The sequence below is a fragment of the Streptomyces sp. HUAS MG56 genome, assembly GCF_058673395.1.
Genome location: NZ_CM178722.1, coordinates 3558294 through 3572772 on the forward strand (window position 1 = coordinate 3558294; position 14479 = coordinate 3572772).

General features: G+C 71.2%; 12 protein-coding genes. 3 read left to right on the forward strand and 9 right to left on the reverse strand.

Annotated features, from left to right (window positions below; translation table 11 throughout):
- Window positions 1-80 precede the first annotated feature (80 nt).
- The gene (locus AC4OXY_RS16940; protein ID WP_356021046.1) at window positions 81-893 is read left to right on the forward strand and encodes a DsbA family protein; all 813 of its coding nucleotides are present in this window, start codon (window positions 81-83) and stop codon (window positions 891-893) included.
- Window positions 894-987: 94 nt separating this feature from the next.
- Window positions 988-2658, forward strand: coding sequence for an alkaline phosphatase D family protein (locus AC4OXY_RS16945; protein WP_491994158.1), 1671 nt, complete (start codon window positions 988-990; stop codon window positions 2656-2658).
- Window positions 2659-2667: 9 nt separating this feature from the next.
- On the opposite strand, the gene AC4OXY_RS16950 is transcribed toward AC4OXY_RS16945, so the two are convergent.
- The 7 genes from AC4OXY_RS16950 to AC4OXY_RS16980 all read right to left on the reverse strand — a co-directional run bounded on the left by AC4OXY_RS16950 (window position 2668) and on the right by AC4OXY_RS16980 (window position 8981).
- Window positions 2668-3246, reverse strand: coding sequence for a dienelactone hydrolase family protein (locus tag AC4OXY_RS16950; RefSeq protein ID WP_356021041.1), 579 nt, complete (start codon window positions 3244-3246; stop codon window positions 2668-2670).
- A gap of 114 nt (window positions 3247-3360) precedes the next feature.
- Window positions 3361-4101 carry an SDR family NAD(P)-dependent oxidoreductase gene (locus AC4OXY_RS16955; RefSeq protein WP_362820600.1) on the reverse strand — a complete coding sequence of 247 codons (741 nt, stop codon included), beginning with the start codon at window positions 4099-4101 and terminating at the stop codon, window positions 3361-3363.
- A gap of 106 nt (window positions 4102-4207) precedes the next feature.
- On the reverse strand, window positions 4208-5794 hold the full coding sequence (locus AC4OXY_RS16960; RefSeq protein WP_491994159.1) for a Na+/H+ antiporter: 1587 nt from the start codon (window positions 5792-5794) through the stop codon (window positions 4208-4210).
- 74 nt (window positions 5795-5868) lie between these two features.
- Window positions 5869-6336 carry a GNAT family N-acetyltransferase gene (locus AC4OXY_RS16965; RefSeq protein ID WP_356021034.1) on the reverse strand — a complete coding sequence of 156 codons (468 nt, stop codon included), beginning with the start codon at window positions 6334-6336 and terminating at the stop codon, window positions 5869-5871.
- Window positions 6333-7277 (reverse strand): RluA family pseudouridine synthase, encoded by a 945-nt coding sequence (locus AC4OXY_RS16970; RefSeq protein WP_356021032.1) that lies wholly within the window; start codon window positions 7275-7277, stop codon window positions 6333-6335. Before AC4OXY_RS16970 ends, AC4OXY_RS16965 begins: the two co-directional genes overlap by 4 nt.
- A gap of 62 nt (window positions 7278-7339) precedes the next feature.
- Window positions 7340-7966 carry a signal peptidase II gene (gene lspA, locus AC4OXY_RS16975; protein WP_376293617.1) on the reverse strand — a complete coding sequence of 209 codons (627 nt, stop codon included), beginning with the start codon at window positions 7964-7966 and terminating at the stop codon, window positions 7340-7342.
- 67 nt (window positions 7967-8033) lie between these two features.
- Window positions 8034-8981, reverse strand: a complete 948-nt coding sequence (locus tag AC4OXY_RS16980) for a TraR/DksA family transcriptional regulator (protein ID WP_356021027.1) — start codon at window positions 8979-8981, stop codon at window positions 8034-8036.
- 620 nt (window positions 8982-9601) lie between these two features.
- Between AC4OXY_RS16980 and ileS the strand changes: the two genes are divergently transcribed.
- Window positions 9602-12745 carry an isoleucine--tRNA ligase gene (ileS, locus tag AC4OXY_RS16985; protein WP_356021024.1) on the forward strand — a complete coding sequence of 1048 codons (3144 nt, stop codon included), beginning with the start codon at window positions 9602-9604 and terminating at the stop codon, window positions 12743-12745.
- A gap of 178 nt (window positions 12746-12923) precedes the next feature.
- Here the strand turns inward: ileS and AC4OXY_RS16990 are convergent, their stop codons facing one another.
- Window positions 12924-14111, reverse strand: a complete 1188-nt coding sequence (locus AC4OXY_RS16990) for a DivIVA domain-containing protein (RefSeq protein WP_356021022.1) — start codon at window positions 14109-14111, stop codon at window positions 12924-12926.
- A 55-nt stretch (window positions 14112-14166) separates the two neighbouring features.
- Window positions 14167-14454, reverse strand: a complete 288-nt coding sequence (locus AC4OXY_RS16995) for a YggT family protein (RefSeq protein ID WP_071375420.1) — start codon at window positions 14452-14454, stop codon at window positions 14167-14169.
- Between the last annotated feature and the right edge of the window lie 25 nt (window positions 14455-14479).

The following is a 14479-nucleotide window of genomic DNA, read 5'->3' on the forward strand; positions in this document are numbered from 1 at the left end:
GCGGCGGCATCCGAGCACATCCAGTCCCCCACACGTATCCCGCGTACGACATGTGCGCGTCCCACATGGAGATCACCAACATGAGCAAGCGGAACACCCAGGCGGCGAAGACCGCGGCCCGCGAGCGGCTGCGCGAGGAGCGCGAGCGGCAGGCCAAGCGCGACAAGGCCAAGCGGCAGGTCATCGTGGCCGCCTCGGTCGTGGCCGTGCTGGCCGCCGCCGGCGGCATCGGCTACGCCGTCGTCCAGGCCAACAAGCCCACAGGGTGGGACGCGGCGAAGTCCCAGCCGCTCGTGAAGCCGGCCAACACCTCGGGCTCGGACGGCACGACCGTCGTGATCGGCAAGAGCACCGCCAAGAAGACCCTCACCATCTACGAGGACCCGCGCTGCCCGATCTGCGCGCAGTTCGAGCAGACGGTCGGCGCGACGGTGAAGAAGGACGTCGACGACGGCAAGATCAAGCTCCACTACGTCGGCGCCACCTTCCTCGACCAGAACCTGCCCGGCGTGGGCTCCAAGAACGCGCTCAGCGCCCTGGGTGCCGCGCTCAACGTCAGCCCCGAGGCGTTCATCGAGTACCGGTCCGCGATGTACTCGACGAAGTGGCACCCCGACGAGCAGGACGACAAGTTCAAGGACGACTCCTATCTGCTCCAGATCGCCGACACGGTCCCGGCACTGAAGGGCAACGCGGCCTTCCAGAAGGCGGTGAAGGACGGCACCTACGACCGGTGGGCGCTGGAGGAGTCCAAGATCTTCAACAAGGACGGCATCTCGGGCACCCCGACCCTGAAGATGGACGGCAAGACGCTGACGGGCCCCGACGGCAAGAACCCGCCCATGACCGTGGCCGACTTCGACAAGGCGCTCGACGCAGCCATGAAGGGCTGACGTCCCGGCGGAATCCGGCCTCCGCGTGAAGAGCGGGCGAACATGGGGAGTTCGCCCGCTCTCGCGTTCGTACCAGCCAGTAACATGACCGGTCGTGACCAGTCGACAGAGATCATTTTCGGCCTCCGAGCGCTTCAACTCCCTCTCGCCCCGCCGCCGTACGGTCGTCAAGGCCGCAGCGGCGACCGCTGCGCTGGCCGCGCCGCTCGCCGCCGCCGTCCCGGCGCGCGCCGACGGCCGGGGCCCCGCCTTCCTGCACGGTGTCGCCTCCGGCGATCCGCTGCCCGACGGCGTGCTGCTGTGGACCCGGGTGACTCCGACCCCGCAGGCCGTCCCGGGCTCCGGGATCGGCCCGGACACCGAGGTGAGCTGGGTCGTCGCCAAGGACAAGGCGTTCACCAGCATCGTCGCCAAGGGCACCGTCAAGGCGACCGCCGCCTCCGACCACACCGTGAAGGCCGACGTCCGCGGTCTGCAGCCGGCGACCGACTACTGGTTCCGGTTCTCGGCCGGCGCCGCCGACTCCCCGGTGGCCCGCACCCGCACCGCCCCGGCGGCGGACGCGGCCGTGTCCGGGCTGCGCTTCGGCGTGGTCACCTGCGCCAACTGGGAGGCCGGCTACTTCGCCCCCTACCGCCACCTCGCCGCCCGCGGCGACCTCGACGCGTGGCTGCACCTCGGCGACTACATCTACGAGTACAAGTCCGGCGAGTACGCGGCCCGCGGCACGGTCGTCCGGCCGCACGCGCCGGCCAACGAGATCATCACGCTCGCCGACTACCGCACCCGGCACGGCGAGTACAAGACCGACCCGGACCTCCAGGCCCTGCACCTGAAGGCGCCGGTCGTCGCGATCTGGGACGACCACGAGTTCGCCGACAACGCCTGGTCGGGCGGCGCGGTCAACCACACCGAGGGCGCCGAGGGCACCTGGACCGCCCGCAAGGCCGCCGCCCAGCAGGCCTACTTCGAGTGGATGCCGGTCCGCCCCGCGATCGAGGGCACCACCTACCGGCGGCTGCGCTTCGGCAAGCTCGCCGATCTGTCGCTGCTGGACCTGCGCTCCTTCCGCTCCCAGCAGGCGTCGGCGGGCAGCGGCTCGGTGGACGACCCGAACCGGACGATCACCGGCCGCGCCCAACTCGACTGGCTGAAGGCCGGCTTGAAGGCCTCCGACACCAAGTGGCGGCTGGTCGGCAACTCGGTGATGATCGCGCCGTTCGTCATCGGCTCCCTCACCGCCGACCTGCTGGGGCCGCTCGCCGAGCTGCTCGACCTGCCGCAGGGCGGCATCGGCGTCAACACCGACCAGTGGGACGGCTACACCCACGACCGCCGCGAACTCCTCGACCACCTGCGCGCGAACGCCATCGGCAACACCGTCTTCCTGACCGGCGACATCCACATGTCCTGGGCCAACGACGTGCCGGTGGACGCGGGCACCTACCCGCTGTCGCCGTCGGCGGCCACCGAGTTCGTGATCACCTCGGTGACCTCCGACAACCTCGACGACATCGTCAAGGTCCCCGAGGGCACGGTCTCCGCCGTCGCCGCGCCGCTCATCCGGGCCGCCAACCGGCACGTCCACTGGGTCGACACCGACCGGCACGGCTACGGCGTACTGGACATCACCGCCGACCGGGCGCAGATGGACTACTACGTCCTGTCCGACCGCACCGACCCGAACGCGACCTCGACGTGGGAGCGTTCGTACCGCACCCGCAGCGGCACCCAGAAGGTCGAGCGGACCTACGACCCCGTGTAGGGCGTACGACTACGCGTTCTCCAGGCCGTCGAGGAAGCCCAGCGCCACCCGCCAGGTGGCCTCGGCGGCCTCGGCGTCGTAGTCCGGCAGCTCCGGGTCGGTGTACAGGTGCCCGGCGCCCGCGTACCGGTAGACCTCCACGTCCGCGCCGGTCCGGCCCATCTGGAGATACCAGGCGCTCAGCCAGTCGTCCGTCTCGAACGGGTCCGGCTCGGCCACGTGCAGCTGTACCGGCAGATCCTCCGCCTGTGCGTTCGGCGCGATGTCCGACGTGCCGTGCAGGAGCAGCAGCCCGCGCGCCTTGTCGTCGCCGAGGGCGAGGGTCTGGGCGACGGAGGCGCCGAGCGAGAAGCCCGCGTACACGAGCCCGCGCTCGGAGTACGGCGCCGCCGCCAGCACGGCACGCTTCAGCAGCTCGTCCTTGCCGATCTCGCCCCGGTACTCCATGCCCTCCTCGACGGTGTCGAACGTGCGCCCCTCGAAGAGGTCCGGCGTCCACACCTCGTGGCCGGCCGCGCGCAGCCGGTCCGCGGCCTCCCGCACCGCGGGCCTGAGGCCGTAGATCGAATGAAAGAGCATGATGTTCATGAGGCCATGGTGCCAGCCGGTGCGACGCCACCGGAGCCGCCGGAGCCGGGGACACCCCTGCCGGCTCGTCCTGACAACACCTTCGACGCGGTGCCCCCGCCGCACCGCCCGTCGTCAGTTGCCGCGCTCCGCACCGCCGTTGACCTGCACGACCTGTGAGGTGACGTGCCCGGCGGCGGGTGAGGCCAGCCAGTGCAGGGTCGACGCCACGTCTCCCGGTGTCCCGGCGCGGCCGGTCACCGTGTCCCCGATGAGCCGCTCCCGCCGGGCCTCGTCCATCGTGTCCCCGAAGAACTCGGTGTCCTCGACGTACCCCGGAGCGACCACGTTCACGGTGATGCCGTGCGGGCCCAGCTGCCGGGCCAGGTCGTGCGCGTAGGGGTGCAGGCCGGCCTTGGCCGCAGCGTAGGCACCGCTGCCCGAACCGCGGTAGGCGGCGATGGAGCTGACGAAGAGCACCCGTCCGCCGGGCTCGGCGAGGCGGTTCTTCAGCGCTTCGGTGAGCAGCGCGGCCGTCAGCACGTTCTGTCTGAAGTTGACGGTCCAGTCGTGGGCCACCCGGTCCAGGGGGTCGTCGCTGTCGGACGGCGGCTCCAGTTGCCCCGCGCCGCCCGCGCAGTGCACGAGGACGTCGACGGTGCCGAACTCCTCGGCGACGAACCTGGCGACCCTGCGGACCTGATCGGGCTCGGCGAGGTCCGCGGCACAGGTGAGCGCCCCGGGCACACCGGCCTTCTCCAGCACCTCGGCCCGCCGCCCGAGGAGCAGCACCTGGTCCCCGTCCGCCGCGAACGCCCGGGCGGTGGCCAGCCCGATGCCCGTACCCCCACCACTGATCACAATGTTCCGCGTCATGATCCGAGCGTAGGCACGGACCGCCGAGCGGCGCGGAAGTTTTCCACAGGCACCACACATTCGTACGACTATCGAGCCACTCCTGTGCGTCGGCGTGCGCACCCGTTCAGCGCAGGCTCCGCACGTCGAGATGGCGCAGCACGCGGTCCACGATCTCCGGATCCGCGCCCGGCTCGCTCCGCGCCGCGAGGACCTCGTGCCGGGCCGCGCTCATCATCTCGCTCTGGATCCGCCGGATCCGTCTGAGCCGCCTGGCCCGCTGGTGCTGTGCCTCGCGCCGCTCCTCCTCGCCCATGTCCGGGCTGATCCGGATGCCGATGTCGAAGGCGCGCCGCAGCATCTGCTCCGCCAGGTCCTCGGGCAGGTCCTCCACCTGCTCGATCTCCCGCAGCCTGCCCTTCGCCGCCTTCGCCGCGCGCACCGCCAGCTCCTTCTCGAACTCCTTCTCCCGCTCGGAGTCGGCCCGCACCCCGAGCCGCTTCACCAGCCAGGGCAGGGTGAGCCCCTGCAGCACCAGGGTGACGACGATGACCCCGAAGGCGATGAAGACGATCTCGTCCCGGTCCGGGAAGGGAGACCCGTCGTCGAGCGTCAGCGGGACGGCCAGCGCCAGCGCCACCGAGGCCACCCCGCGCATCCCGGACCACCACATCACGACGGTCTCCCGCCAGCTGACCGGGATCTCCTCGTCGTAGTCCCGTCGCGCGTGCAGCCGCTTGGTCAGCCAGGTCGCGGGCAGCAGCCACACCAGCCGTACGACGATCACCACGCCCGTGACGGCGGCGGCCCAGCCGATCAGCTCGCCCCAGCGGCCCTGGGCCGTACGGATGGCGTTGTGCAGCTCCAGGCCGATGAGCCCGAAGGCCACGCCCGTGACGAGGGTGTCGATGATGTCCCAGAAGGTGTACCCGGCCAGCCGGGTCATCACGTCGTCGGCGTCGGTGGCGTACTCGGAGAGGAAGAGCGCCGTGGTGAGCACGGCGAGCACCCCGGAGCCGTGCAGTTTCTCCGCGAGCACGTAGGAGGCGTAGGGCACCAGCAGGGTCATGCCGATCTGGAGGGTCGGATCACCCAGCAGGTCCATCAGCTTGTTCGCGCCCCAGCCGAGCGCCACCCCGACGACCACGGCGACCACGGCGGACAGCACCAGGTCCAGGCCTGCCTGCCAGGCCGAGAAGGTGCCGCTCACGACGGCGGCGATCGCCACGTGGTAGAGCACGATGGCCGTGACGTCGTTGAAGAGCCCCTCGCCCTCCAGGATCGACACCAGCCGGCGCGGCAGCCCGAGCTGTCCGGCGACGCTGGTCGCGGCGACCGGGTCGGGCGGGGCGATCAGCGCGCCGAGGGCGACGGCGGCGCCGATCGACAGCCCGGGCACGATCGCGTTGGCGACGTACGCCACGCACACCGTCGTCACGAACACCAGGGCGACGGCGAGCAGGAAGATCGGCCGGACGTTGGCCGCGAACTGCCGCCAGGAGGTGCGGCGCACGGCGGCGTAGAGCAGCGGCGGCAGCAGCCCGGGCAGGATCAGCTCCGGCGGGATGTTCACGTTGGGCACGAAGTCGGCCACCGCGAGGAGCCCGCCGAAGACCGTCATCAGCACCGGTGCCGGCAGCCCGAACCGGTCTCCGACCGGCACGCTCACCAGGGCCCCGAGCAACAGGACGAACAACAGGGCCAACTGATCCACGGCCGGCGCTCCGGGGGTCGACGATCACACGGCTGGCCTCAAGCCTGCCATCCGGCCGCCGGGAGCGCGCGCCGCTACAGGGCGCGGCGCATCGCCCGGTGGGGTATGCCGGCGTCCGGGAACTCCGGGCCGTACGCCGCGTAGCCGAGGCGCTCGTAGAAACCCAGGGCTCGGGTCTGGGCGTGGAGGTCCACGGCGGTGAGGCCACGCGCGCGTGCCACGTCCTCGATGGCCCGCACCAGGGCCGCGCCGACGCCGAGTCCGCGGGCCGCCCGGGAGACGGCGAGCCGCCCCAGGCAGCCCACCGAGGCGTCCGCGCCGGTCTTCGCCACGGCCGCCGCGCCGTGCAGCAGCCGTCCGGTGCCGAGCGGCACACCGTCCTCGCGGATCGCCAGTACGTGCACGGCGTCCGCGTCGTGGGCGTCGTACTCCAGGTCCTCGGGGACGCCCTGCTCGCCCACGAAGACCTCCTTGCGGACCGTGAAGCAGGCCTCGCGGTCCGCGAAGTCCGCGGCGATCCGGACGGTGTACGCCGCGCTCACGCGTACGTCTCCTCGCGGACCTGGTCGAGGGCCTGCTGGAGATCCTCGGGGTAGTCGCTCGCGAACTCCACCCACTGTCCGTCCGCGGGGTGCTCGAAGCCGAGCCGGACCGCGTGCAGCCACTGGCGGGCCAGGCGCAGCCGCTTGGCGAGGGTCGGATCGGCGCCGTAGGTCAGGTCGCCGACGCAGGGGTGGCGGTGGGCGGCCATGTGGACGCGGATCTGGTGGGTGCGGCCGGTCTCCAGCTTCACGTCCAGCAGGGAGGCGGCGCGGAAGGCCTCGATGAGGTCGTAGTGCGTCACGGAGGGCTTGCCGTCGGCCGTGACCGCCCACTTGTAGTCGTGCTGGGGGTGGCGGCCGATGGGCGCGTCGATCGTGCCGCTCGTCGGGTCCGGGTGGCCCTGGACCAGTGTGTGGTAGCGCTTGTCGACCGTGCGCTCCTTGAACTGGCGCTTGAGCGAGGTGTACGCCCGCTCCGACTTGGCGACCACCATCAGGCCCGAGGTGCCGACGTCCAGGCGGTGCACGATGCCCTGGCGCTCGGCGGCGCCGGAGGTGGAGATGCGGTAGCCCGCCGCGGCGAGGCCGCCGATGACCGTCGGGCCGCTCCAGCCCGGCGAGGGGTGCGCGGCCACCCCGACCGGCTTGACGATCACGACCACGTCATCGTCGTCGTACACGATCTCCATGCCCTCGACCGGCTCGGCCACCACCTGCACCGGCGCGGGCGCCTGCGGCATCTCGACCTCAAGCCAGGCACCGCCGTGCACCCGCTCGGACTTGCCGACCACCGCGCCGTCGACCTGGACCTTGCCGGCCGCGGCCAGCTCGGCCGCCTTCGTGCGGGAGAAGCCGAACATGCGGGAGATGGCGGCGTCGACGCGCTCGCCCTCCAGGCCGTCGGGCACGGGCAGGGTACGGATCTCGGGAATCGTGCTCACCCGTCGAGTATGCCGGACGGCCCGGACACCCCCGACCGTGCCTGTGGACAACTCCGGGCGGCCTAGTCCTTGTGGATCGAGCCGTCCGGGTCCAGGCCGCGGAAGGACAGCAGCACGATCAGGATGCCGCCGCACACGATCGCCGAGTCGGCCAGGTTGAACACCGCGAAGCCCTTCGGCGCGATGAAGTCCACGACCTGGCCCTCGAAGATGCCGGGTGCCCGGAAGATCCGGTCGGTCAGGTTGCCGAGCGCGCCGCCGAGCAGCAGGCCGAGGGCGACCGCCCAGGGGAAGCTGTAGAGCTTGCGGGCCAGCCTGATGATGACCGCGATCACCGCCGCGGCGATCACCGTGAAGATCACCGTGAAGGCGCCGCCGAAGCCGAAGGCGGCGCCCGGATTGCGGATGGCGTGCAGCTCCAGCAGGTCCCCGACCAGCTTGATCGGCTCGTGGCCCTCCAGCTTGGCGACCACGAGCGTCTTGCTGATCAGGTCGAGGGCGTAGGCGAACGCGGCCACCGCGAACAGCACGGCGATCCGGCGCCCGCGGCCACTGCGCGCGTGCGCCTCCTGCCCGCCGGTGCCGGTCGCGGCGGACACGCCGGAGCCCGTCGGTGCGCCGGGCGCCCTGTGCTCGCCGTCGTCGCCCGGGGTGTCCGGCGTACCGATGATGCGCTCCGCCTCTGCCACGTGAGTCCCTCAACCTAGGTGCCTGACTGAGGACGAGACTACGGCACGCCCGCCCGGCCCCTCACGCTCAGGAGCGACGTTCCTGCTTCTGCTTGCACTCCACGCACAGGGTGGCCCTCGGGAAGGCCTGCATCCGTGCCTTGCCGATGGGATTGCCGCAGTTCTCGCACAGTCCGTAGGTGCCCGCGTCCAGCCGCTCCAGGGCGTGCTCGTTCTGGATCAGCATCTCGCGCGCGTTGGCGGCCAGCGCCATCTCGTGCTCGCGCGTGATGTTCTTGGTCCCGGTGTCGGCCTGGTCGTCGCCCGCGCCGTCCCCGGAGTCCCGCATCAGGCCCACGAGGGACGCCTCGGAGGAGCTGATCTCGGCGCGCAGCCGCTCCACCTCGGACAACAGCTCGGCGCGGGCCTCCGCGACCTCTTCCGGGGTCCAGGGGTCCTCTCCGGGACGCACCGCCAGCTCACCGGGCTCCGCCGCGGCGAGCCGTGCCTTGGGAACGGCGGTCTGTTCGGCCGTGGCCGTGCCAGGAGTCTTCTTCGCAACCACTGTCGTGGCTCCCGTCTGCTTCGCGGCCCGCGCCGCGCCCGCTTTCTTGGCCGTGCTCTTCCCGGCCGCCTCCGTGGAGGCGCCCGCCGCAGCCGTCCTGCGGGCGCCGGCCTTCTTCGCCGCCGGCGCCTCGACGGCCGCCTTGTCCACCGCCACCCCCTTCGCCGCCGCCTTCTTCCCGGCGACCTTCCCGGCCGCCGCCGTCTTGGCCGCGGGTTTCTTCCCAGCCGCCGGCTTCTTCCCGGCCTTCGGCGCCACGGCGGCCTCCGCGGTCTTCCGGGAGGCCTTCTTCACGCCTGTCGTCTCGGCCGCCGTTTTCCTGACGGACTTGACGGCTTCGACGGCCTTGACATCCTTGACGGCCTTGGCGTCTTTCGCATCTTTGGCGTCCTTCGCGGCCGTCTTCTCCGCGGCCGCGCCCCTGGCCCGGCCGGTCGCCGGCTGCTCTACGGCGGTCTTCTTCGCCACCATGGCCGCGGCCCCTTCACATATTGTGATCTTGCTCGCGAATCGTGCTGGGACGATAAATCGACTTGAGTCCCGCGGCAACGGGGCACACCGCCCGATTCGCCCGCCCGCACCCCCCGAGCAGCGGGCCTGCATCGGTTGTGCCCAGCTCCCCGCCGGGTAATCCGCCCCGGCGGCGTCGGCCGGACACGCACGCGCGTGCCCTCGCCATTCGGGTCATGCCGACCGGTCGCCGGGCGGACGGCCCCGGCCCGCGGAAAACGGGCCCGGGGAAAACCGGTCAGCCGCTGTCCGTGCGGCGCCGTACACTGGGCGGAGCGAGAAGCGTGGATGGGGACGAGTAGCGGCGTACGCGGCCGAGAGCGACCCGGGGACGGTGTGAGCCCGGGGGCGAGCGCGACGTGAAGATCACCCCGGAGCCGCCGGAAGAAAGCCGCAGCCGTGAGGCCGGGGCGAGTAGAACCGGCATCGCGACCCCAATGAGGGGGCTCACCGGAGCACAGGGCGCACCGGCGGGCCAAGGAGGGTGGTACCGCGGGAGCGCGCCGCACACGGCGTAGACAGGATCGAAGGCTCTCGTCCCTCCGACGGAAGGCAGCAAGTCCGTTGGAGGATGCTCGCAGATGACAGCGCCGACGTACCGCCAGGTGCCCGCACAGGTCGACCTGCCCGCTCTTGAGCACGCCGTGCTCGACTTCTGGCGCGAGCAGAAGATCTTCGCCAAGAGCCTGGAGCAGTCCGAGGGCCGCCCTGAGTGGGTGTTCTACGAGGGCCCGCCCACCGCGAACGGCATGCCCGGCGCCCACCACATCGAGGCGCGCGTCTTCAAGGACGTCTTCCCCCGCTTCCGCACCATGCGGGGCTACCACGTGGCCCGCAAGGCCGGCTGGGACTGTCACGGCCTGCCCGTGGAGCTGGCGGTCGAGAAGGAGCTGGGCTTCTCCGGCAAGCAGGACATCGAGGCGTACGGCATCGCCGAGTTCAACGCCAAGTGCCGCGAGTCCGTGACCCGGCACACCGACGCCTTCGCCGAGCTGACGACCCGCATGGGCTACTGGGTCGACATGGACGACGCCTACCGGACCATGGACCCCGAGTACGTGGAGTCGGTCTGGTGGTCGCTGAAGGAGATCTTCGGCAAGGGCCTGCTGGTCCAGGACCACCGCGTCGCGCCCTGGTGCCCGCGCTGCGGCACCGGCCTGTCCGACCACGAGCTGGCGCAGGGCTACGAGACGGTCGTCGACCCGTCCGTGTACGTCCGTTTCCCGCTCACCTCCGGTCCGCTCGCCGGCGAGGCCGCGCTCCTGGTGTGGACGACGACCCCCTGGACCCTGGTGTCCAACACGGCGGTCGCCGCGCACCCGGAGGTCACCTACGTCGTCGCCACCAACGGCGAGGAGAAGCTCGTCGTCGCCGAGCCGCTGCTCGCCAAGGCGCTCGGCGAGGGCTGGGAGACCACGGGCCGGACCTTCACCGGTGCCGAGATGGAGCGCTGGACGTACCAACGTCCGTTCGAGCTCGTGGAGTTCCCGGCTCCGGCCCACTTCGTGGTCAACGCCGACTACGTGACGACCGAGGACGGCACGGGTCTGGTCCACCAGTCCCCCGCCTTCGGTGAGGACGACCTCAAGGTCTGCCGCTCCTACGGCCTGCCGGTCGTGAACCCGGTCCGCCCGGACGGCACCTTCGAGGAGGACGTCCCGCTGGTGGGCGGCGTCTTCTTCAAGAAGGCGGACGAAAAGCTCACCGAGGACCTCCAGCAGCGCGGCCTGCTCTTCAGGCACATCCCGTACGAGCACAGCTACCCGCACTGCTGGCGCTGCCACACCGCGCTGCTGTACTACGCCCAGCCCTCCTGGTACATCCGCACGACGGCGATCAAGGACCGCCTCATCCAGGAGAACGAGCGGACCAACTGGTTCCCGGAGACCGTCAAGCACGGCCGGTACGGCGACTGGCTGAACAACAACATCGACTGGGCGCTGTCCCGCAATCGCTACTGGGGCACCCCGCTGCCGATCTGGCGCTGCGAGGACGATCACCTCACCTGCGTCGGCTCGCGCGCGGAGCTGACCGAGCTGTCCGGCACCGACCAGTCGGCCCTCGACCCGCACCGGCCGTACATCGACGAGGTCACCTTCGCCTGCACGCACGAGGGCTGCGGCAAGACGGCCACGCGCGTGCCCGAGGTCATCGACGCCTGGTACGACTCGGGTTCGATGCCGTTCGCGCAGTGGGGCTACCCGTACAAGAACAAGGAGCTGTTCGAGAGCCGGTACCCGGCGCAGTTCATCTCCGAGGCGATCGACCAGACCCGCGGCTGGTTCTACACGCTGATGGCCGTCGGCACGCTGGTCTTCGACAAGTCGTCGTACGAGAACGTCGTCTGCCTGGGCCACATCCTGGCCGAGGACGGCCGCAAGATGTCCAAGCACCTGGGCAACATCCTGCAGCCGATCCCGCTCATGGACGCCAACGGCGCGGACGCGGTGCGCTGGTTCATGGCGGCCGGCGGCTCCCCGTGGGCGGCTCGCCGGGTCGGGCACAGCACCATCCAGGAGGTCGTCCGCAAGACGCTCCTCACGTACTGGAACACGGTCGCCTTCCAGGCCCTGTACGCCCGTACGTCCCAGTGGGCGCCGAGCGCGGCGGACCCGGCCCCGGCCGAGCGCCCGCTGATCGACCGCTGGCTGCTGTCCGAGCTGCACGCCCTCACCGACCAGGTGACGCAGGCGATGGAGGCGTTCGACACCCAGCGCGCCGGCAAGCTGCTGTCCGCGTTCGTCGACGACCTGTCCAACTGGTACGTCCGCCGCTCGCGCCGCCGGTTCTGGCAGGGCGACAAGGCGGCGCTGCGCACGCTGCACGAGGTGCTGGAGACGGTCACCAAGCTGATGGCGCCGATCACCCCGTTCATCACCGAGCGGGTGTGGCAGGACCTGGTCGTGCCGGTGACGCCGGGCGCCGTGGAGTCCGTGCACCTGGCCGCCTGGCCGGAGGCGGACCTGTCGGCGATCGACCCCGAGCTGTCGAAGCAGATGGTCCTGGTCCGCCGGCTGGTGGAGCTGGGCCGTGCCACGCGCGCGGAGTCGGGCGTCAAGACCCGCCAGCCGCTGTCCCGCGCGCTCGTCGCGGCGACCGGCTTCGAGACGCTGGACCCGGAGCTGCACACGCAGATCACCGAGGAGCTGAACGTCTCCGCGCTGGCGTCGCTTTCCGAGGTCGGCGGGTCCCTGGTGGACACCACCGCCAAGGCCAACTTCCGTGCGCTGGGCAAGCGGTTCGGCAAGCGGGTGCAGGACGTGGCGAAGGCGATCGCGAACGCCGACGCGGCCGCGCTGTCCCTGGGCCTGCGCGAGGGCACGGCCTCGGTGGAGGTCGACGGCGAGACCGTCACCCTCGCCCCGGACGAGGTCATCATCACCGAGACCCCGCGCGAGGGCTGGTCGGTGGCGTCCGACTCCGGTGCCACGGTGGCGCTGGACCTGGAGATCACCGAGGAGCTGCGGCAGGCGGGCCTGGCCCGTGACGCGATCCGGCTGATCCAGGAGGCCCGCAAGAACAGCGGCCTGGACGTGGCCGACCGGATCGCTCTGCGGTGGGTGTCGACCGACCCGGCGGTGGTCGCTGCGCTGAGCGAGCACAGCGAGCTGATCGCGGACGAGGTTCTGGCGACCGACTTCGCCCAGGGTGAGGCCGACGACAGCTACGGCGAGCCGTTCACCGACGAGGGGCTGTCGCTCACGTTCCGGCTGCGGAAGGCGTAAGCGCCGAGCGGTTTGCGCAGGGCCCGGTCTCCGGTTCGGAGGCCGGGCCCTTCTTCGCCGGTCCTCTTCATGGGTCCGCAACGCGCGTAAAAAGGGCGGGACCCCGGATCGTGTGAATCCGGGGTCCCGCCCTGAACGCTGCCGACGCCTAAGGCGTACTACTCACCGTGCCCGGTGCTCAGTTGTCGTCCTCGTCGATCAGGAACCCGCGCATCGGCGAGGGTGCCTGGCCCATCGGGGACGGGCCCTGCGGGCGGACCGGGGCCATGGGCTGGGTCATGGCCGGGGTCATCTGCTGCTGGCCGCCGTAGGACGGGGCGGACGGGGCGGGGTTGCCGCCCATCGTCTGGTTGCCGCCGTAGGACGGGGCGCTCGCGCCGGCCGGCGCCATGGAGGGCGCCGGGGACGGCGGCAGCGACGCGGTGGCCGGGGTGCGCGGCGGGGCCAGGGAGTCGTCGGCCTGGGTCTCCAGCTGACGCAGCTGGGACTCAAGGTACGACTTCAGGCGCGTGCGGTACTCGCGCTCGAAGCCGCGCAGGTCCTCGACCTTGCGCTCCAGCGTGGCGCGGGCGGACTCCAGGGAGCCCATCGCTACGCGGTGCTTCTCCTGCGCGTCCCGCTCCAGGGCGTCGGCCTTGGCACGGGCGTCACGCTCCAGACCCTCGGCGCGGCTGCGGGCCTCGCCGACGATCTTGTTGGCCTCGGAGCGGGCCTCGGCGATCGCCTGGTCGGCGGTCTGCTGGGCCAGCGAGAGGACACGGGCGGCGCTGTCGCCACCGGGGCCCTGACCGGGGCCGCCCATCGGACCGCCCATGGGGCCGCCCATCGGACCACCCATCTGCTGCTGCATGGGAGGCTGACCGCCCATCGGGCCCTGACCCATGGGGCCCTGGCCCATCGGACCCTGACCCATCGGACCCTGACCCATCGGACCCTGGCCCATCGGACCGGGACCCTGGGGACCACCCTGACCACCGCCGGGACCGGCGGGCAGCTGCGGGGCACCGCTCGGCAGCTGGGGCGGGCCACCCATGGGGCCACCCATCTGCTGCTGCGGCGGGCCCGATATGCCGGCGGGCACCGGCGCGCCGGGACCTCGCATGCCCTGCTGCGGCATGCCCTGCTGCTGCGGATGCTGCTGCTGGTCCTGCTCCGGCGGGCCCTTGCGCATGTTCTGCTGGTTCTGCGCGGCCGCACGGGTCGCCGCGGCCAGCTTGGCGCGCAGGTCCTCGTTCTCGCGGAGCAGACGGGTCAGCTCGGCTTCGACCTCGTCGAGGAAGGCATCGACCTCGTCCTCGTCATAGCCTTCTCGGAGGCGGACGGTCGTGAACTGCTTGTTCCGCACGTCCTCGGGGGTCAACGGCATCTCTTCACCTCAACGTAGTCATCGGCAGTCGGCAAGACCGTATCGTCCACCCTCATCACACGAAGCTCCCCGTGATGGACAGGAGGATGTAGACGATGATCATCAGTACGAAGAAGGACAGGTCGAGCGCCACGCCCCCGAGACGCAGCGGCGGAATGAACCGCCGCAGAAGCTTCAGCGGTGGATCGGTGACAGTGTAGGTGGCCTCCAGAACGACCACCATGGCCTTGCCGGGTTGCCACGAGCGGGCGAACTGGAACACGTAGTCCATGACAAGCCGGAAAATGAGCACGGCGAGGAACACCAGTAGCGCGGTGTGGACCACCGTGACGAACACGCTCATGGCCTGCGCTTCCCTCTCCCCTGTT